This is a genomic window from Acaryochloris sp. 'Moss Beach' (assembly GCF_021497025.1).
GTDB classification, from domain to species: domain Bacteria; phylum Cyanobacteriota; class Cyanobacteriia; order Thermosynechococcales; family Thermosynechococcaceae; genus Acaryochloris; species Acaryochloris marina_A.
Genome location: NZ_CP071717.1, coordinates 1,406,586 through 1,427,239 on the forward strand (window position 1 = coordinate 1,406,586; position 20,654 = coordinate 1,427,239).

Below are 20,654 nucleotides of genomic sequence, written 5' to 3' on the forward strand. Positions count from 1 at the left end.
TCGCTGTATCTTTTGTAATGCTGTGGGCATGGACGAGTTGAGTTTTACCCCACAGCACCCGTCTCAAAATCCTTTGCAATCAGAGATGACCCCAAGATTACCCTATGCCAACATGCCCCACTCTGCAAATTAAGCCCTGATAAATGTTTGCTGCTTTCTGTTAGGCTGGACAACAGCAAAAACGCCCTTCATGTCGCAAAAACTGTGGTTGATTCCGCTTTTCCTGAGCCCGTTTTAGATGACCAAGAAACACAAGTCTTACTAGACTGGGCCGCCAACATTGACCAATCTGACGCTACCTATTTTCAAACAGGCCAACTCCTCGCCACCCGATTAGGAGCCTATTACCGAGAAGACGGTCTCACAGAAATCGGTTTCTGGACCCCTGGGCTGGCCGCTGAAGTGATTCAGTCCGAGCGCAGTATTTATCTAGAAGTGTTTACCCCCCTAGAAGCCATTGACTTCCGGGCTGCTGAGCAAGAAGTGACTTGGCAACGTGATCGCATCCCCCTCATCCTCCAGGGTGAATATATTTGGGGCGTGATTAAAGGACTTCGCCCCGGCACTCGCGACCAAGCAGGCAGCTTCTACTGGCTCCGCTATATCGACAATCAAGGACGCGTAAAAACCACTCGCGACCCCTTAGCCTATTCCCTCCCCTACGGGGTCTTTGCCCCCGCCGAACTCTATGACAGCGATCGGCTCCAGCGTCAGCGATCAGATTTGGACTATTTAAAGGCAACGGGGGCTCAGACAAAATCTCGCAAAGGATTCTTAGCGTCTGACTTAAAAAATCCACCGCCTCGACTCCCGGCGCCGGTCTGCATCCTGCAGCTCCATGTTCATACCGCTTCTCCCGAAGGCACCCTTGCGGGCCTGACACGCATCTACCAGCGCATCTCAGACAAACTCGCTCAAGGGGAAGATCTCACCCCTGTAGAACAGAACTATGTGGGCTACGACGCCATCGAGCTATTGCCCATGGAGCCCACCATTGAATATCGCTTAGACCAAGACAACCACCATCATGAGTTCTTTGCCCGCCCCCCTGAGCCGACCAGCCTCACGGATGAAGATACCCAAACCATCAAAATCACCCTGCGAAAACCCAATACCCAGAATTGGGGCTACGACGTGCCCATTATTGGCTCCACAGCCACCAATCCATCCGTCCTAGAAACCCTGCGCCCCGACGAAATCATCGACTTTATTGCCACGCTCCATAATTTTTTTCAAGGGCCCATTCAAGTCATCTATGACCTGGTGTACGGCCATGCCGATAACCAGTGCGAAAAGCTCATTAGCCGCCAGTACTTGAAAGGCCCTAACATGTATGGCCAGGATTTAAACCACCAATTACCTGCAGTCCGTGCCATCCTCTTGGAAATGCAGCGTCGCAAAAACAATACCGGGGCCGATGGCATTCGAGTAGATGGGGGACAGGACTTTCGTTTTTTCAATCCCCTCACCAACTTAGTCGAACAGGACGACGGCTATCTAAGGGCTATGGGCAACATTGTCCAAGAGATAGAAGGCAACGAACGCCTGATGTTTACCATCTTTGAAGATGGCCGTCCTTGGCCCCAAGAGGGCTGGGAAGAGACCTCTCGCTATCTGGAGCTGGTTGAGCTCGAACCCCATTCCTACCAGTGGGGACCCCTAGTTTTTGCCCACAATACCCCAGCTCTCCAACACTTTTGGGATCAAAAATGGCGACGAGTCTGCGAGGTCATGTTCCAAGGCTCTAATTGGATTACCGGCTGCGCCAACCATGACACCGTTCGCCGGGGCAATCAAATCGATCCAGAAGGCCCGATTAACTGGCATTTGGGAGATACCCTCGTCGAGGTCACCAAAACCGCCTATGACAATCCTGCCATCAAGCTGTGGGTACTGGGGTTTTGCCCAGGCTTACCTATGGAATTTCTCAATGCCAACTTCCGAGGAGCTTGGGGCTTCTTCCGGAATACGGATGAGCTATATGGCGTCAAAGTGGTTTCTGAAGAAATTGGCTTCCTTGACTGGCAGCTCACACCAGAATTATTTCAGCCTCCTGAAGTGTTTCCCCAACTCAAAGCCCTCGGGTTTACGGATCTAGAGATGCTGCGTCAGTTTTCGAAAGCGTTGCAAGCCACCATGCTGGAATCAGATTACAACTTGGAAATGGTAGCGGAATCCTGTCGGCGTTGTTTTGCAGGAGAAACGAATGTCTGTACCAATATCAGTTTGGAATCATTGAAACATTCGGATCGTCCCGAATTTCTCAACGACTTGGATGTGCCTAAGCTGAAACAGTTTGCCCGAGCTTTTATGGAAGATGGCTATGACTTTTCCAACGTTAAACATTGGGGAGACAGCTTAAACCCTGAACAAGTGGCCTTCAATTTAGCCGCACGTCAATATCGGTTTGCTCATCCTTGGCTAGGCGAGAACTTAACCGAACGCGATCGCTTCAACCGCATCACCGAGGAAACCTACACCCTCTTCTATGGACAGCGCAGCCAGCATGGCCCTGGCATTGAACAGTCCGAAGATATTGTCATGGTTAGCCATATGGGAGGTGATCCCGCCACCGTTACTCTAGGGGACTGGTTACAGCTAGAACTAAGCGAATGGCGAGTCGTCTTGACCTCTCCCGGCTTAGAAATTGGTAATGATGTCGAAAGCTTAAGATCTTTTGAACTAAGGGACACTCAAGGGTTACTCCTAGAGAAGATTGTGTAAACCCTTCGAGGAAGATCATGACTTCAGCCACCTACATCATGGCCTTGGATTTGGGGACCACTGGCAATCGTGCCATTCTCTTCGACCAAGATGGCCAGATCGTCGATCAGGCCTATAAAGAGCTTCCTCAGTATTATCCTCAACCAGGATGGGTGGAGCATGATGCCTTAGAAATCTGGCGTGATACCCGCTGGGCCATGGAAACGGTAGTCGCCCAAGCCAAAATTGATCCCGCTCAGATCGCTGCTATCGGACTGACCGTGCAGCGAGAGACCTGTTTGCTGTGGGATAAAACCACGGGGCAGCCACTGCACAAAGCCATTGTTTGGCAAGATCGACGCACCGCAGCCTACTGTAACCAGCTGGCAGAGCAAGGCCATACCCAGGATATTTACGATCGCACCGGTTTGGTCCTCGATGCCTATTTTTCAGGGAGTAAGTTAGCGTGGCTCCTAGCAGAGGTTAAGAAGCAAAACCCCAATCTCAATTTAGACAACGTGATCGCAGGCACCATCGATACCTGGGCCTTGTGGAATCTCACAGGAGGCAAGGTTCACGCCACGGATCACAGCAATGCCAGTCGTACCCTACTGTTGAATTTAAGCCAAGGCACCTGGGATGACCATCTCCTTGATCTATTTGGCATTCCCCAGTCATTTATGCCCGCAATTCATCCCAGCTTAGGGGTCTTTGGCAAAACCGACGCCAAATTCTTGGGCCAGGAAATTCCCATTGCCGCCATCTTTGGGGATCAGCAAGCGGCCTTGTTCGCCCACGGCTGTGATCGCCCCGGTTCCCTCAAATGTACCTATGGTACCGGCTCCTTTTTGGTGGCCCATACAGGAAATGAAATTGCTCGATCCAAGAATCGCCTGCTCTCTACCGTGGCTTGGACTCAAACAGATCATAGTCAAGTCCAAACTGGCTATGCCATCGAAGGCAGTATGTTCACCTCTGGAGCCTGCATTCAGTGGTTGCGAGATGGCCTCAAGCTCATTACCAATGCTGCCGAGACAGAAGGGTTGGCCAAAGCCGTCGAAGATAATGGCGGGGTCTATTTTGTCCCGGCCCTCAGTGGCCTCGGAGCCCCCCATTGGGATATGAGCGCTCGAGGGGCCTTTTTGGGAATTACTCGCGGGGCCCAGCGAGAGCATATGGTGCGGGCAGTATTAGAAGCGATCGCCTACCAAACCAAGGAAGTCGTCGATGCGGTCAATCAAGACTGTGGCGCTCCCATTCAGCAACTCAAAGTTGATGGTGGCGCTTGTCAGAACAATTTCTTGATGCAGTATCAAGCCGATGTCCTAGGTATTCCCGTTGAACGCCCTGTGGTTTTGGATGCTACGGCCCAAGGGGCAGCCTTTGGGGCCGGGCTAGCCATAGGGATGTGGAAAGACTATGGAGCTTTAGTCGCTGCTCGAAAAATTGATCAAGTTTTTCAACCCAGCACCAATATCCAAGCGGCTCAAGCCAATTTTAAAACCTGGCAAAAAGCAGTGGAACGCGCTAAAGATTGGGCCAACTAGTATCAACCGCGACATTTTGTTCTCGCCTTCAACTCGATAACAGAAGGGTCATTTCAATTTTCCAGGCGAGAATAAAATGTCCACAATAGAATCTATTAGGAATAGAATCTCGAATGAGATTTTCATCTCATCAATTTATATACAATAAAAAATTAATCAATATACAACTATTTACCTTTTAAAAAAAAATCTATTAATAGCTAATATAAACTCAGTTTAAATTAGTTTCTCAGTAGAGAAACGATATTATCTGCGTTAGAGAATCATCACATCCATTAACGAATCAATATCCATTCATCGAGATGGCGTTGGCATCATTTTTTTTGGCTGTAGAACCGTTTTTTCCCTAACTTAGGACTATCTAAAATATTGCCAGGTTTTCTCCTTGCAATAGGTTTGCTATGGCGCTTCTTGAACAATAGAAGCGCTATAGAGTCCTGCGTCAATTTTCGATCAGCGTCTCGAACGGATACACCCCTGTGTCTAGAGAGGTAAGACAACGCTGAGGCTTATATCGTGTTTTGCTTATCTTAATTAATAACAATGAACCATACTTCATTTGACCCAGGGCAACCGATCTTATCCGTTGCTTTTATTGATGCTGAGCTATCACAAACAGATATCTTGATCCAAGAATTAGACGTTGATCAAGTCTTTTTACTCGATGATCCCACGGATACTATCGAAGTAATTGCCCAGACTCTGTCTCAGTTTCAAGACTTAGATAGTATTCACATCATTTCTCATGGTAGCCAGGGAACAGTCCAACTAGGCAACACAGCTTTAACTCAAAACAACCTCAATACTTACACCAATGACCTTGAAAGCTGGGGCGAGGCTCTAGCAGACCATGGCGATCTATTGTTTTATGGCTGCAACATTAGCGCTGGTGATGACTTAACCTTCCTGCAAGAGATCAGTGCCATCACAGAGTCAGATGTTGCTGCCTCAAATGACTTAACGGGTCAAGAGGGAGATTGGTTCTTAGAATCAAGCGTGGGATTGGTAGAAACGACCGTAGCTCTGAGCAGTGCTGGCCAAGTCGCTTATCAAGGGACGTTAGCAACAATTGGTGAAAGTGGCAGGATAGACAATCTCAATCATCAATGGACTCAGATTACACTCCAAGCAACCTATACAAATCCCGTCGTCATTGCTGGACCACCCTCCTTTAATGGGCCTGATCCTTCAACCGTTCGGATCCGAAATGTAGCCAATAACAGTTTCGAGATTCGCATTGACGAGTGGGAATACCTCGATGAACGACATACCACCGAGTCCCTGGGTTATCTGGTTGTAGAGGAAGGCACACATACCCTAGCGGATGGTACCGTCCTCCAGGCTGGGAGCAGCCAGAGCAATAACAACTGGGATTCGATTGATTTTTCTACTGCATTCAATGACACACCATTACTATTTGCCCAAACGACTAGCGAAAATGAAGCTGCCGCCGTGGCAGAGCGGCTCAGGAATGTTTCGACCACTGGCTTTGATTTAAGGTTGCAAGAGGAAGAAGCTGCGGATCAAACCCATGCTGTGGAAGAAGTGGATTGGATTGCGATCGCACCCGGTAGCGGCACCTTTAGCAGTGTCCCCTTCATTGCCAATCAAATCTCAAGTAATCATCAAGATTCCACTGCCAGCTTTGATAACGTCTTTAGCGGCAATGATATACCCGTATTTCTAGCTCAATCCAACACCAACAATGGTGGCGATCCTTTTTCGATTCGTTATCGGACCCTAGACACGACCGGCACCACCCTCTTTTTAGAAGAGGAGCAATCGAGGGAGAGGGAAACTCAGCACGTCTTTGAAGAGGTCGCTTATTTAGCACTGGGCACTGGATTGTTAGAGGTTCCAGACCCTGTTGTGGAGACCTTTTCCTTAGCTGATACTAATAATCCCATCCTGGTTAATGAATCGGCTGGCGTTGTCACCATCACAGCCATTCGTTCAGGATCAGCCCTAGCTCCAGCCACCCTTGAGTACACCACCAATGAAGTGGGTAGTTCAGACACAGCCTTAACCGACGTAGATTTCATCACTCCCACCTTAAACGGGCGCAGCAATACAGGTGAAATTACTTTTGGCATTGGTGAAACGGTGAAGACGTTTACGATCCCCATCATTGATGACGCCCTATTGGAGGGGAACGAAATCTTCTCCGTCGGCATCCAAAACCCCAGCAACGGTGGCTTGGGAGCACCCCGCACCACCCTGGTTACAATCATTGATGATGATGCAGCTTCCACGTTATCCGTCACGGATACTGCCATTAGCGTGGAAGAAGGAACCGCAACTGCCTCGATCACGGTTCAACGGAGCGGCAATAGTTCTAGCACAGCATCCGTTGATTTCAGTACCCGTAACGGCACAGCAGTTGCTGGCGAAGACTATAGGGCAACATCCGGCACCCTAAACTTTGCCGTCGGCCAAACCACCCAAACCTTGACTATTCCTATCCTCAATGATGTCTTTGTCGAAGGAGACGAGACATTTTCCGTTACCTTAACTAACCCAAACGGTGGAACTCTCGGGAATAACATTACCAATATCACCATTCTTGATAATGACTTGGCCTTGGGCAACCTCAATCGCACGACAGCAGTTTCAGGACTAACACAACCCACCACTCTCGATTGGACACCTGATGGTCGCTATCTGTTGGTTGCTCAAAAGGATGGAGTTGTTCAGGTCATTGATAATGGCGTGCTCCAATCCACCCCCTTAGTCGATCTATCCAGCCAGGTGAATGACACACGAGATCGCGGCTTACTAGGACTAGCCATTCATCCAGATTTTCCTAATTTACCCTATGTCTATTTACTCTATACCTACGATCCACCCGAGACCATTGGCAATACAGGCTTAGCTGCTCCAGATGCCAATGGCAATCGCCCCTCGCGGATGGTGCGGCTCACGGTCGATCCCACCACAATGGTTGCAGATCCCAATAGCTTAGTTGTCTTAGCTGGCACCAACAGTACCTGGGCCAACACCAGTCAGCCCGATAGCAACAGTACGGGCAATCTCTCTATCTCCCCCTCTGGGATTGTCAATGGCACCACCATTACCGCTCCCTCTAGCCAAATTGATCTCGGTAGCCAAGATAATGACCCGAATCGTCCAGGGGCTCAAAATCAAAATATTCGGGATTACCTAGCCACCGATAGTGAATCCCATTCCATTGGTGACTTAGAATTTGGCCCCGACGGGTATTTGTATCTCAGCAATGGAGACGGCACCTCCTATAACTTCGTCGATCCTCGTGGGGTTCGAGTCCAGGACATCAACAATCTTTCCGGTAAAGTGCTCCGCATCGATCCCCTCACAGGCCAAGGGATTTCCACCAATCCCTTCTTTAATGGTGATGCCAACAGCAATCAATCCAAAGTGTTTTACTCAGGACTCCGTAACCCTTACCGCTTTACCTTTGATCCAGTGACAAACTTACCTGTGATCGGTGATGTGGGCTGGACCCAGTGGGAAGAAATTAATACTGGAATCGCCGGTTCTAATTTTGGTTGGCCTTACCTAGAAGGCCCCAATCCAACCGGTGGCTATCAAGACTTGTCCCCAGCCATCTCCTTCTACAACAATGGAAATCGGAATGATCCTGGAGATGCAGCAGCCATTTTTCCCCTCCTATCCCAGAGTCATGGAGCACCGGATAATGCCAACGCCATTACCGTCGGAGATTTTTACAATAGCAATACGCTAATGTTCGGGGATGTCAACAACGGCACCCTCTATGCAGCAACCTTCGATAATAATCGTCAAATTTCGAATGTTAAAGTCTTTGACTCTAATATTCCTTTTGTGGTGGACATGAAGATGGGGCCGGATGGTCGGCTCTATGGCGTAGATCTCGTCTCTGGAGAAATTCTGAAGTGGGAACCTGTTAATCTCATCCAATCCCCACAGCCCAATTTATCGGCATCCTTCAATAATTTTGCTAACCTATCTTCCCTCAATCTCAATGGCAGTGCATCAGGAACCAATAGCCGACTCCGTTTAACACCTGCCAGTAGCAACCGGGCTGGGAGTGCCTTTTTCAATCAGGCCTTTCAGGTAGATGGTAATACTAGCTTCTCAAGCCAGTTCCAGTTCCAAATTACGGGAGGCCAGGGTACAACTGGTGCTGACGGTTTTAGCTTAGTACTGCAAAATAGCCCTACAGGGAGCAATGCCCTGGGCGGCATTGGTGGTGGCCTCGGCTATGGAGGCATAACCAATAGTATCGCCATCGAGTTTGATACATTCAATAACGGCGCCATGGAACTCAATAGCAACCATTTATCAATCTTGAGCAATGGTAGTACCAACAATCCGTTGGCCTCAGTTAATGCTCCCTTTGATCTAAATAGTGGCAATCCTCTCACCGCTTGGGTGAACTATAACGGCACAACCAATCTCTTACAGGTCTATTTATCCAACACTAATGTCCAACCTGCTGATGCAGTATTATCCACCAACATTGATCTCGCTGGGGCCTTGGGAAATCAAGCTTTTATCGGATTTACGGCCGGTACCGGCGGACTAGTAAACAGTCATGAGATTCTCAACTGGTCTTTTAACAGTATCGTCTAACCTTCTAGTGATGGCGGCGTCGAGCAATGTCCTGAAAACACTGAATATATTGTGTATGCCCTTCAGGAAAAACCACATTCAGCGTCAATGGATCTGCTGTATCTCGATCGTCGCCAGGCCCCGTTACGACTCGATGGAGTGAGTTGGCCCCTGACTGAGAATCAGATATTCTCTCTAGCTGCAAAGCCTTACGGTTTTTGACCTCGCCGCCACTGCTGTCAACATAAATCACGATATTATGAGTATCAAATTCCTGACCCAGAGCTTGAATGAGGTGTAAGAAGTTGCGATCGCTTCCCCCTCGTTGAAACCGCAATTCTCCATTCTCTTCAACCGCCTTGCTGGTGACCGTATCACCCACCCCAATTAGGGTTGGCATGTGAACTGGGTCAAATTTCTCTTTGACTAAATCTACCAGGGCAGCATGAGATTGTGGAGCTTGACGAGCATTGAAGTCTGGGCCCAAAGGGTACTGTCCGGTTCGTTGGTGATAATAGCGATTCAAAATCGCCAACACCCCCGCCTCTTTAATGCCGCCTTGCAACATAAATTGAAAATCTGTTGTCCCCGCATCTTCAGCAGTCGCAGGTTGCAAAATTTCATTCCCCTGAGCATCTTTCCCCAGATTGGGTGCGTAATGCACAAAAAAAGATTTTCCCAGTCCCTGGACTTCTGCCTGTTGCAGTAGCTCTGCTGTCAGCACCTGCATCTCTTGCTGAAGCTGAGCATAAATCTCAATTTTGTCAGCCAGCAGATCATAAAAGACGTTTAAATTTGCCGTGGGTGAAACGGGATTGTCTAATACGGCTGCCTCGATACAGGCTGGAATGTTGGGATCATTCTCAGACTGACGTTGAAAAAACTGGTGCAAACGCTGACTAATTTGCTTAGGTACCGCCGCCAAAAAGTCCAATTCCTGGGAACTAACCCCTGGATGGGACACGGTACCAAATCGATCTTGCCATTGCACGCCTCCGGCTGCGAGACCGGGTAAGTAGAGGCCCTCTTGAGCCACTGTTCCCGCATCAAATGTCTTCTCAACAATGCGATTGACCCCGCGGTTGCCAATATGTTCGCCATTGGTGAGGACATAAAAATGTCCATCCAGGTGGCGAGCCGCTCGGACATACGCTGGATCAAGGGTTCGGGTCAGCGGATTTTTCACCAGCCCCATGCACACCCCATCTAAATCTTGAATGATTAACAGATTATTTTGCCGTTGGCAAAGGTCTATCAAAGCGCCGTGGTCTAGTGACCAGGTTTGCTTAGACAAAGATGGGTTAGTCATGATGGGTGGATAGAGAGATTAAAACGGCTGAAAGCTTTTTGACTGTTGCCGTTAAGCCGTTTTAGCTGGAATTTGCTCCGGTTTGGGAGATTCTTCTGCAGGCTTGACCACAACCCGAGGATGATTTTCCAAATGCACAGCTAACTGCGACTCAATTTCCTCCCGGACAATTTGTCGATATTCCATAAAGTGTTCAATAAAAGCAGATGCCGACAGATATCGCGTGAATACTTGTGGATTCTTTAGGAGAATCCGGAACAAGTTAATCCAGAATTTCCAGCGGGTCTCACGAACCACCCCTTGCCGCCAAGCCAGGGTAGACAAGGCTCGAATATCAATCCAACTCACCTTTAGAGAACTTTTACCCGAACCCCCATATTTGGGACGGATCTTCATACTCATAAAATGACGGTAGGTCCGATCCAAATACTTCACCGGATCATAAATATTGCAGAAGGCTTCTACATATTCATTGGCAATTTCATCAATGGGACGAGTGGGAACATAGTTCATCAATGAGGTTTGATTGCCGGTTCCTTCTTGGCCTTGGATCAGGCGACCTTCTTTTTCTAGGCGATGCCACAGGGCGGTATTAGGCAAAGCTTGCAACATACTGAATAGGGCAATGGGAATATTGGTCTTTTCGACGAAACGGGTAATGCGATCGCCCGCTCCTTTCTTTTCTCCATCAAAACCAATAATGAACCCGGCCATGATCCGTAGCCCTTTCTCAGACATGGTATCGATGGATTCGCTGAGGGAGTCCCGGGTATTCTGGAACTTCTTGGTTACCTTTAAGCTGTCTTCATCCGGGGTTTCAATCCCCAAGAACACACTATTAAAGTTGCACTCAATCATCAGATCCATCAACTCTTCATCCTGAGCTAAATCAACGGATGCCTCAGTTGCAAAGCTAAAGGGATAATCTTTCTCAGCCATCCAATCCCGCAGCTCGGTGAGCAGCAGTTTCACATTGCGCTTATTGCCAATGAAGTTGTCATCAACCATAAACACGTTGCCACGCCACCCCAGCTCACACAACCGATCAAGTTCACCGATCAGTTGCTCAGGAGTTTTGGTTCTAGGCTTGCGACCATAGAGGACAATAATGTCGCAAAATTCACATTGAAACGGGCATCCCCGAGAAAACTGCACCGACATATTGTCGTAAGCAGGAAATTTCAGCAGGTCAAAGCGAGGAATGGGCGTATCGGTAACGGCAGGTTTTTCCGTCGCTCGGTAGATGCCGCTCTCATCTCCACGTTCTATGGCTTCAATGAACATGGGCAGGGTCAGTTCCCCTTCGTCCAAGATCAAGTAGTCCGCACCTACGGCCTGCAAATCTTGAGGGACAGACGTGGCAAAAGGTCCACCCACCGCAACTTTCTTGCCGCGGCGATGGGACTCTTCCACGAGGCCCACCATATCTTCTTTCTGCACAATCATGCCGGATAGAATCACCATCTCAGCCCAGTCCCAGTCTGACTCAGGCACGGCTTCAATATTGCGGTCAATTAGCCGAAATTCCCATTCTTGGGGCAGAATTGCGGCTACCGTCACTAATCCCAGGGGTGGCAATAATGCTTTTTTGTCAACTAAGGACAAGGTTTTCTCAAATGACCAAAAACTTTTTGGAAAGAGGGGGTATATCAGTAAAACTCTCATAGAGTGGTCACATCTCCTAAGTCCAAATACAAAGAATCTTAACGCTTATTTGTCTTTTGTGCTGAGAGTAGATTTAACCTTAGGCATTGACTAAATTTAATCCTAGTTTCTCAGGTTTGTCGGGTGCATTGTCAATTTTGTCAACTAGGGTTATGCCTTTAAACCCAACTGTCTACGCACCCATGTCGCCCCCATAAATAGTAACGGTGTCACAATTGCTCCTGTTAGCACCAAATGGAGAGGAAAGTGAAAATAGAAAAACCATAGGATCAGCACCCCATAGGTGGAATCCATATGATCAATGACATAGAAAAGTTTGTTGTTTTCATCTCCAGGGGGAATCTCCAGCCGTCTTTTTACGAAGGAATTGGGTAACTCGGATAGGTTAAAAATGAAGCCAACTAACAATCCATATTCGAGGAAATTAAAGTTGGAGAGTTGAATCTGCAGACCTGAGTTTGAGAAAAATTGAGCCTCAAAGACCTGCAGAAAAAAGGTACTAACAACACAGGTTAATGGTAAGCTAATCAATCCTCTCCAGCGTTTATTAGCGCCAAACCATTGGGTCTGGATCGGTATATTTACAAGTTCAAAAGGTTTCGTCTTCCAAAGAAACGCCTCTAAAACTCCAGCTAGGAATAGCCCAACCCCAAGCCATAAAATATTTAAAGTATCTTGGGCAAAGTGAGTCCAGAAAAGCATTGTTTTCGCAACAGATTAAATTGGATATTGTCTTCGAGGAACAACTCTTTTTCGTCAGCGACTCCGAACCAGCCGTTGACAATATTCAGGCCAGGGGTTGGTTGACGACCTCTAGTTTGTCCTGGTTCCATGCTGGCCTGCGGCAAACGTTAGCCTTTGATGATGTAGTCGGCGTCAGGCCCACTGATAAGCAATATCCTCAAGGGCTCGTCGGATTTATTCTATGTGCCTATCCCGCTCCTAGGACTGTACCCCAACGCCGACAGTTACGGGAATATGAGTTTGTCTGTGCCACAGAGCAGATGCGATCTCAGTGGATTAACGTCATTCGCCAAGCATTACAGAGCGACCCCATTCAACCCCAGCAAGCCGTCAAGCCCCGCCACCTCAAAGTCTTAGTCAATCCCAAGGGTGGACGACGACAGGCCAAACAAGTCTTTCAATCAACTCAGGCCATTTTAGAAGATGCCCATTGCCAGGTGAGCATTTTGGAAACCCAGGGGGGAGATCGGACCATCCAGGCTGTCCGGGACTTCGACCTATCGACAATAGATGGATTTATTGTTGTTGGGGGTGATGGCACCGTTTTTGAATTGATCAATGGACTGATGACCCATGCTGATGCGGAGGTTGCGATCGCAAAACCCATCGGCATCATCCCAGCTGGTACAGGCAACGGTCTAGGAAAGACCATTCTCGACCTATCCCAAGAAACCTACGATCCGAGTAATGCTGCCTTTATCATCGCCAAAGGTCAGTACCAACCCATTAACCTGGGTGTCGTCAAACAGGATGGCAAACAGTACTACAGCATCCTCTCCCTCGCCTGGGCCTTGATTAGTGATATCGACATTAAGTCCAATAAGCTCCGTTTCCTCAAATTCCTCGGGTCCTTGCGCAGTGATGTCTATGCATTTCTAAGCATCTTGGCCCTCCGTAGTTATCAAGGCCGGATTTCCTTTCTGCCAGCCCCAGACTGGCAACCTAGCCCTGATGCCCCTCAGCAAACGCCCCTATCCGAGCCGCAGCCAGCAGAAATAGAGAATTCTCCATCCTCAGATTGGCAAGTTCTCGAAGGAGAATTCATTGCCCTTTGGGTGATGAACGTCGCTTGGGCCACCCATAGCGTTTTGGCAGCTCCTCATGCCCGATTAGCGGATGGCTACATGGATGTCTTAATCATTCGTAAAGGAATTACCCGCTGGCGTTTACTGACGGCATTTCTGAAGATTGCCACCGGAGAACATATCCTCATTCCAGAGATGGAATACTACAAGGTGCGCTGTCTCCACCTAGAACCTCTGAGCTCTGAAGGCTTACTTGCCGTTGACGGAGAACAAATCAATTACCGCTCCGTCGAAATGAATGTTTTGGCAAACCATGCTCAAGTTTTTTGCCGTTAATCTGAGGGCTAACGAGCCGATGTATACTCTTCCCCAACTGCCCGAGCGGAGCTAGGGCTGAGAACATCCCTGCATACCGGAGATTCAGCGGAGTCATTATCCTCAATATGAAGTCTATTACCCTATCGACTGGGGTTTTCGTTGCCATCATGGGTTTGAGTCTGCCAACCCATGCCGAAACCGCCCCCTTCTCAGATCCACTCCTAACCCCTACTTCATGTGACGAATGCCATCTCAACCCAGCAGGTCTCAAAAGTACCGACTTCAGTTTTAGCCAAAATCCGACAGCCCAGATCAAGCAGACCTCCAGCAGCTTGAATCTATCCAGTTCAAGCCAGAGCACTCGCCAAGTTAGTTTTCAATCGACTGCTGCTCAACCGGAAAATCTTGATCCAGCTAGTCCTTCAAATGCGAGTTTAGACACTACAGCCGACAGAAAACTATCCTCGCCTCCTCTCCATGCAAAACAATCATTGCCGCCTCATCCAACGACCTTATTTCCACAGCAGGCACTCATCTCTCAGGCCACAACTCACCAGGATGTCACCCCTCCTCTCCCCATCTCCACTCGTGCAGCAGATCTAGCCCAGGTCGACTCCGTTCCTCCAGCCGCAGCTGAAACCGACAGTAACGCTGAAGATAGCGAAGAAACACCAGCACCTCGCTTTAGCCCCTTAGCTAACCAGCAATTTCAGCAACCCACCGCGATTCACCTTCCCAAAGGGGCAGTGGCCCTTAGCCTTTATAATCGACTCTTCTTTTTACCCGGTACTGAAGCCGCTAGCGGTACAGCAGCCTACCCCAACTTTGGAGTCACTTGGGGTGTCACCGATAGTACAGAGCTGGATTTAACCCTGCAGGTCGTTGATACGGGCACTCCAGACCGCCTGGGTCCCTTTGGTGTAGTCAGACGGGTCAACAACCGAGATTTAACGGTATCCGTCAAACAACGACTATGGGATAACCCTGACGAAACATTGGCCTTCAGCGGTTCCTTTTCATTGGCAGTGCCCCTGACCAAACGCACCTTTGAATTTAATCCAGGAAGGATTGAGCAAGAGAATAAAAGCTTAATTCCAGCACTCCAGTTTCCTTTTACTGCCACCGTTAACGAGCGTTGGCAATTTACCCTTTCACCCACCATTGCCTTCTTCCCCGATAGCAATGCCGTCTTTATCCCCCGTCCACCCCTCGCAAATCCAGGTTCCTTTGGCACAACCTTGGGGTTAAGTGGGGCAATTTCCTATCAAGTCCACCCTCGGATCACCCTCTGGGGTGATGCGTTTGTGCCCTTTACCGGCAACAACAGTTTTAATCGGGATACAGGTCTACCCGCCAAATCTATTGCTTACAATGCGGGGCTACGGTATTTCCTCAATCCCAGCTTGGGGCTTGATATCTTTGCTACCAATACCTTTGGCAGCAAAGGGCCATTGGCCCTGACTGCCGATCGGGACTTAACGGCTTTGGGGTTGAGAGTCATTTCTTTACCCAGCCTCTTTGCCTCCAACCGCCGAATTTCTGATAGCTTCAACCGTGAGCAAGATGGCCAAGATTCTCCCAACACCACCGATGGTCTAGCCTTTTTTGATGGCGGGACCGTGCCCAGTCAGCGTTTTCTCTTCCATTTACAAGGCGGTGGACAAGGGATTCAAACAGCCCTACGCTATGGGATCGTCAAGGATTTTGAACTCTTTGCCTATTTGGATTACATCTCTGGTGAGGTGGACGAATCAGAGCAAGGCTTTGGTGTAAAACTACGATTGCTTAACCAGGAAGAAGCAGCGCCTTTCACAGCCAGTGCCGCAGTAACAGTGGGACTCACCAACAATATCTTCGACAACTTTGACAACAACAACCGTAACGGTCAATTCCGACTAGGGGCCCCCAAAGACTTCCCCCTGATCTTTCAGACCGACAGTCCCGAAGGCAGGCGCTTTGTGGTGACCCTATCCTTACCCTTGCATTACAAAGTTAATGATCAACTAGCCTTTTGGTTTACCCCCACGGCAGGATTTATCCAGCGAGATGGTCTAGAGCTGGGAGGCTTTAACGTAGGCGGCTCCGTTGAGGTCATTCAAGACTTCAGCCTGGTTGGCGAATTGGGAGCAAATTTCTTGGGTGAGGGTAATGCCTTTATCGGCAATACCCTAGCCGATCGCATCCCCTGGTCCGTGGCCGTGCGCTGGAATCCCAGAAAAATCATAGGGGGTGATGAATCGGGCAAGAACCAACCCAATGTTGAATTCTTTGTCACCAATCGTGTGGGTTCATCCACCTGGCATCAGCTAAGAGTCCGTGATCAAAATGAAATCACAGTTGGTGCAGGCATTTCTATTCCTTTTTAAGGGGTTAATGCCAGGTTCTTGGCCATAGCGGTGATTTTGATTTTTCTTCTATGGGCATGTTAGGGTCGCTGTTGCCTGAGTTTACGGGAAATAGCTATGCCCAACCCTTCCACACCTGTTCAGGATTCTGCCGAAAGTCAAGACAAGACAACTATCACAGTCCCCCTGTCTCCGTTAGACAGAATGGTGCAGTTTTTCACTATTAAGCTAGCCAGATCTTTAGCTCGCTTTACCTGGATTACCCCCAATCGAGTCACCTGGGTATCCGCAGGGATTGGTGGCCCCCTCACGGGATGGCTGATTATTCAGGAGCAGCTTTGGCTCGCAACTGCATTAGTGGTGGTGAGTGGTCTTATGGATGGATTGGATGGGGACATCGCCCGGGAGCGCAATCTCACCTCAATCGAAGGTGGTATTTTAGACAGCGTTTTAGATCGCTACATCGATTTTTTCTTAATTGCAGCGCTAATTTTGGTGAACCCCACTGAACATTTACTGGTGGGATTATTCGCCCTGCTGGGGACCACCATGGTTCCCTACATTCGGGCCAGAAGTGAGGTCGCAGGCAAAAGTTCTATTGCCAGTATTGGGAGCCGAGCGACTCGAATCGTATTGATTATTTTAGGGTTGCTCACCCAGCAATTATTTATTTTGCTAATTGCATTAGCTGTGATTTCCAACATTGCTGCAGTTCACCGGTTTTGGTTCTCACTTATCCCCGTCAAGGATCAGCCAACTCCTTCTTAAACTGCCTGTTCTTCAGAGATACAAAGTCGTTATAGTAATTACCTAATGCATACTTTGCTTCCATGCTGTCAGGTAGTCATAAGGCAGACCCAATGGCGAATACAGAAATACGAGAACGCTTACCAGAATGGCTACGCCGCCCAATTGGCAAGGCAAGTGAGCTGTCCACCGTGCAGCAAATTGTCAAACGCCATAATATCCACACCATTTGTGAAGAGGGCCGATGTCCCAATCGGGGCGAATGCTATGCCCAAAAGACAGCCACATTTTTATTAATGGGGCCAGTCTGTACCAGAGCCTGTTCGTTTTGCCAGGTTGATAAGGGACATGCGCCCCAACCCTTAGATGAGCAAGAACCACAAAAGGTTGCTGATTCTGTGCAGCTACTAGGGCTGAAGTATGTGGTGCTGACCTCCGTTGCCAGAGATGATTTGCCAGATCAAGGGGCAGGATGGTTCGCCGCGACCATGGCGGCAATTCGGGCAGTTAGCCCCAATACCGATATTGAAGTTTTAACCCCTGATTTTCGGGGCGATCGCAATCTGATCGCCACCGTCGTTGACGCCCACCCCGTTTGCTATAACCACAATCTGGAAACGGTTCGGCGTCTCCAAGGGCCCGTGCGACGAGGAGCAAAATATGAGCGATCGCTACAGGTATTAGCCACCGTTAAGGAACTTGCACCTAAAAATGATGTCATACCTATTATTGCTACCAAATCAGGTCTGATGCTGGGATTGGGCGAAACAGAAGCTGAAATCATTGAAACAATGGAAGACTTAAGGGCAGTGGGATGCGATCGCATCACTCTGGGCCAATATATGCGCCCGTCCCTCAACCATCTCCCGGTCCAGAAATACTGGCACCCCGAGGAGTTTGATCGCCTAGGTGAGATTGCTCGCTCTCTCGGATTTAGCCACGTTCGGTCTGGTCCTTTAGTCAGAAGTTCATACCATGCCGGAGAGTAAGCGCCTGGCTATCAGTTATAGATGAAGGATGTTGCCACTCAAACCAACGCCATTGCTGAGTGTCTCAAGACCTTGGAGCAAGCCTCTGCAATGGTACATGGCCTAACCGAACAGGTTAATCCTCTGACCGAGGCGCTGGATATAGCCCAATTTAATCGCGGTGTCGCAAAAGCCCTGATTCATCTGTTTGAGTTAGAAGCAGATCTATACGATTTAGACCCTGACTATACCCCCGAACATCTACGTCCCTCTTTAGCACCAATCAATTTAGGAACTGTTATCAATTACTTATCCACCCCCAATAAACCCGCACAATATTCTGCACAACGACAGCTTGCCAGCCATATGACAGATGTCATTGCGGCTGAATTCACGAAAGCCTGTGCCCAGGGGCAAGGGTTAGAATTCGCTCAGAAATGGTGGGAATCGCAAAATAAGCCTTTTATTCCAGTGATTCAGACCTACCGAGATCTCCACCATGCCAGAAAATATGTGCGTTATCACAGTGCAGCATCGCTAGAAGATATTTTCAACATCACCCTATGGGACGACGACTCACAAGAGGTATTACTGAACAACGCTCAAAACTGGTTTACTCAATGGTTACAAACACAAGCCTGAATATGCACTCCAGCAAAGCTTAGACGGCATTAGCTTCAATATTATTTCGGATCTTAAAATTGCCAAGCTTCCGGTTCCAGGGAAACCCAACTCCTATTGCATCATTTAACGATATCCATAATGCTTGTGAACAATCTCTTTAACTCCATCCGTACTGGTCTTGTATTGAGTACAGCCTTCTTGATGTTCAGTTGTGATGCGAACCCAGGCGAATCCCCATCCACCTTTCAATCTGTCCCCATTTTGGGGAAATTATCGGTCGGGAAAACGTTACCAAGTTATGCAGGCAGCTCAGAATCCGGTCAACAGGCGGGCAATACACCCAAAGATCGAAAGTATCTGATTCACCTGTTACATACAGACCTGCCGTCCCTTTGCGTCAATGAAGAATGCGGTGCATTTGGTTCCATCGCCAATATCAAAGGCGCGGATCTCTATGGTGGCTCTGATCTGAAATTGGCCGATCAAGTCTTTGGGATTTCCTCCACTGACTATGATGCTTTTCAGCAACAATCACAAAATTATGGGGTTTTGATTATTTCGGATCAGCAAGCCAAAATTCGTGCCATTTATCAACATGTATATCTGCCAGATATGGAAACTATCCTACAAGATTCGGAAGCCATCTTCGCCCAGGCTGACTGAATTTCAGATCATGAGATAGGATCACGGAGTATTCTTTCTCAAAATTGATCTATCCTGCATGGCCAATCAGCCTTCCGTCGCCGTTGCTCACCTCGGCTGTGAAAAAAATCGTGTTGACACTGAACATATGTTGGGGCTGCTGGTGGAAGCGGGATATCCCGTCGACAGCGATGAAGCCTTTGCCGATTACGTGATCGTCAACACCTGTAGCTTTATTCAGGCAGCTAGGGAAGAGTCTGTACGCACCCTAGTCGAACTTGCCGAAGCCAACAAAAAAATTGTAATTACGGGCTGCATGGCTCAGCATTTCCAAGAGGAATTGCTCGAAGAGCTTCCCGAAGCTGTTGCTCTGGTAGGGACTGGAGACTATCACAAAATTGTGGATGTGATTCAGCGGGCCGAAGCAGGAGAGCGGGTCAAAGAAGTTTCTCCAGAACCGACCTATATCGCTGATGAAACCGTTCCTCGGTATCGCACCACCACCGAAGGCACTGCCTATGTGCGTATTGCCGAAGGCTGTGACTATGGCTGTGCCTTTTGCATCATTCCCCATTTGCGGGGCAAACAGCGTTCACGCTCCATTGAGTCCATCGTGGCTGAAGCCCAACAGTTGGCAGCCGAAGGCGTGAAAGAGCTGATTTTAATTTCCCAAATTACCACCAACTATGGCATCGATATCTACGGTAAACCCCAGCTCGCCCAGCTCCTCAGAGCCCTAGGTGAAGTGGATGTGCCTTGGATTCGCATGCATTACGCCTATCCCACGGGCCTAACCCCAGAGGTGATGGCGGCGATTCAAGACACCGATAACGTTTTGCCTTATCTGGACTTGCCCCTACAACATTCCCATCCGGAAGTATTGCGAGCCATGAATCGTCCTTGGCAGGGTCAAGTCAACGATCAGATTATTGAGAAGATCAAATCCACCTTGCCTGATGCTGTTCTCCGCACCACATTTATCGTGGGATTTCCAGGAGAAACAGATGCCCACTTTGAACATCTCTGTGAGTTTGTTCAACGCCATGAATTTGATCATGTCGGCGTGTTTACCTTCTCGCAAGAAGAAGGCACCCCCGCTTTTGACTTACCCAATCAGCTGCCCCAAGAGGTGATGGATACGCGACGCGATCGCTTAATGGCATTGCAACAACCCATCTCCTGGCAACAAAACCAACAAGAAGTGGGTAAAACCGTACCCATCTTAATTGAGCAAGAACATGCTGGCTCGGGTCAACTCATTGGTCGTTCCGCTCGCTTTTCCGCTGATGTAGATGGCCTCGTCTATATCAATCCAGGTGATAATCCCCCTCGCCTAGGAACCTTAACGACTGTCCGCATCACCGATGCAGATGCCTATGACTTACATGGACAGATCATTTGAACGAGCTGTAATCAAGATTTGAGTGTTTATCGATGACATTTGGCTA

The 20,654-nt window shown here is 48.6% G+C and carries 13 protein-coding genes; 10 read left to right on the plus strand and 3 right to left on the minus strand.

All coding sequences use genetic code 11. From position 1 onward, the window contains the following. Positions 1-204 precede the first annotated feature (204 nt). The 3 genes from gghA (at position 205) to HRE53_RS06520 (ending at position 8,840) form a co-directional block, all read left to right on the plus strand. Positions 205-2,724 (plus strand): glucosylglycerol hydrolase, encoded by a 2,520-nt coding sequence (gene gghA / locus HRE53_RS06510; protein WP_235109587.1) that lies wholly within the window; start codon positions 205-207, stop codon positions 2,722-2,724. A gap of 17 nt (positions 2,725-2,741) precedes the next feature. Next, entirely contained in the window at positions 2,742-4,250 is a 1,509-nt protein-coding gene (gene glpK / locus HRE53_RS06515) for a glycerol kinase GlpK (protein WP_235109588.1), read from the plus strand. Between the two features lie 543 nt (positions 4,251-4,793). Further along, on the plus strand, positions 4,794-8,840 hold the full coding sequence (locus tag HRE53_RS06520; protein WP_235109589.1) for a DUF4347 domain-containing protein: 4,047 nt from the start codon (positions 4,794-4,796) through the stop codon (positions 8,838-8,840). A gap of 4 nt (positions 8,841-8,844) precedes the next feature. Here HRE53_RS06520 and stpA read toward each other — a convergent pair whose 3' ends face one another. The 3 genes from stpA to HRE53_RS06535 all read right to left on the minus strand — a co-directional run bounded on the left by stpA (position 8,845) and on the right by HRE53_RS06535 (position 12,495). Beyond that, the gene (stpA, locus tag HRE53_RS06525) at positions 8,845-10,128 is read right to left on the minus strand and encodes a glucosylglycerol 3-phosphatase (protein ID WP_212662715.1); all 1,284 of its coding nucleotides are present in this window, start codon (positions 10,126-10,128) and stop codon (positions 8,845-8,847) included. 51 nt (positions 10,129-10,179) lie between these two features. Beyond that, a complete protein-coding gene (locus tag HRE53_RS06530; RefSeq protein WP_212662716.1) occupies positions 10,180-11,793 on the minus strand; it encodes a B12-binding domain-containing radical SAM protein in 1,614 nt (537 codons plus the stop codon). Between the two features lie 150 nt (positions 11,794-11,943). After that, positions 11,944-12,495, minus strand: coding sequence for a CDP-archaeol synthase (locus HRE53_RS06535; RefSeq protein WP_235109590.1), 552 nt, complete (start codon positions 12,493-12,495; stop codon positions 11,944-11,946). On the opposite strand from HRE53_RS06535, the gene HRE53_RS06540 reads away from it, so the two are divergent. The 7 genes from HRE53_RS06540 to rimO all read left to right on the plus strand — a co-directional run bounded on the left by HRE53_RS06540 (position 12,495) and on the right by rimO (position 20,608). Then, positions 12,495-13,898 carry a diacylglycerol kinase family protein gene (locus HRE53_RS06540; protein WP_235109592.1) on the plus strand — a complete coding sequence of 468 codons (1,404 nt, stop codon included), beginning with the start codon at positions 12,495-12,497 and terminating at the stop codon, positions 13,896-13,898. The two genes, HRE53_RS06535 and HRE53_RS06540, sit on opposite strands and share 1 nt — an antisense overlap. Positions 13,899-14,005: 107 nt before the next feature. Further along, positions 14,006-16,246 (plus strand): transporter, encoded by a 2,241-nt coding sequence (locus tag HRE53_RS06545; RefSeq protein ID WP_235109595.1) that lies wholly within the window; start codon positions 14,006-14,008, stop codon positions 16,244-16,246. A gap of 96 nt (positions 16,247-16,342) precedes the next feature. Next, a complete protein-coding gene (locus tag HRE53_RS06550) occupies positions 16,343-16,993 on the plus strand; it encodes a CDP-alcohol phosphatidyltransferase family protein (protein ID WP_235109597.1) in 651 nt (216 codons plus the stop codon). 62 nt (positions 16,994-17,055) lie between these two features. Then, the gene (lipA, locus tag HRE53_RS06555; RefSeq protein ID WP_235109598.1) at positions 17,056-17,961 is read left to right on the plus strand and encodes a lipoyl synthase; all 906 of its coding nucleotides are present in this window, start codon (positions 17,056-17,058) and stop codon (positions 17,959-17,961) included. Between the two features lie 21 nt (positions 17,962-17,982). Continuing rightward, positions 17,983-18,582 carry a hypothetical protein gene (locus HRE53_RS06560; RefSeq protein WP_235109600.1) on the plus strand — a complete coding sequence of 200 codons (600 nt, stop codon included), beginning with the start codon at positions 17,983-17,985 and terminating at the stop codon, positions 18,580-18,582. Positions 18,583-18,702: 120 nt separating this feature from the next. Further along, positions 18,703-19,227, plus strand: coding sequence for a hypothetical protein (locus HRE53_RS06565; protein ID WP_235109601.1), 525 nt, complete (start codon positions 18,703-18,705; stop codon positions 19,225-19,227). Between the two features lie 58 nt (positions 19,228-19,285). Beyond that, positions 19,286-20,608: a 30S ribosomal protein S12 methylthiotransferase RimO gene (gene rimO / locus HRE53_RS06570; protein ID WP_235109602.1), complete on the plus strand. Its 1,323-nt coding sequence runs from the start codon at positions 19,286-19,288 to the stop codon at positions 20,606-20,608. Positions 20,609-20,654: the final 46 nt, after the last annotated feature.

Bases quoted from the DNA above. Each gene is read 5' to 3' on its own strand.
- HRE53_RS06530 (WP_212662716.1), bottom strand. From the start codon at position 11,793: ATGAGAGTTTTACTGATATACCCCCTCTTTCCAAAAAGTTTTTGGTCA.
- glpK (WP_235109588.1), top strand. From the start codon at position 2,742: ATGACTTCAGCCACCTACATCATGGCCTTGGATTTGGGGACCACTGGC.
- rimO (WP_235109602.1), top strand. From the start codon at position 19,286: ATGGCCAATCAGCCTTCCGTCGCCGTTGCTCACCTCGGCTGTGAAAAA.
- HRE53_RS06565 (WP_235109601.1), top strand. From the start codon at position 18,703: ATGCTTGTGAACAATCTCTTTAACTCCATCCGTACTGGTCTTGTATTG.
- lipA (WP_235109598.1), top strand. From the start codon at position 17,056: ATGCTGTCAGGTAGTCATAAGGCAGACCCAATGGCGAATACAGAAATA.
- HRE53_RS06560 (WP_235109600.1), top strand. From the start codon at position 17,983: ATGAAGGATGTTGCCACTCAAACCAACGCCATTGCTGAGTGTCTCAAG.
- HRE53_RS06520 (WP_235109589.1), top strand. From the start codon at position 4,794: ATGAACCATACTTCATTTGACCCAGGGCAACCGATCTTATCCGTTGCT.
- HRE53_RS06545 (WP_235109595.1), top strand. From the start codon at position 14,006: ATGAAGTCTATTACCCTATCGACTGGGGTTTTCGTTGCCATCATGGGT.
- stpA (WP_212662715.1), bottom strand. From the start codon at position 10,128: ATGACTAACCCATCTTTGTCTAAGCAAACCTGGTCACTAGACCACGGC.
- HRE53_RS06535 (WP_235109590.1), bottom strand. From the start codon at position 12,495: ATGCTTTTCTGGACTCACTTTGCCCAAGATACTTTAAATATTTTATGG.
- HRE53_RS06550 (WP_235109597.1), top strand. From the start codon at position 16,343: ATGCCCAACCCTTCCACACCTGTTCAGGATTCTGCCGAAAGTCAAGAC.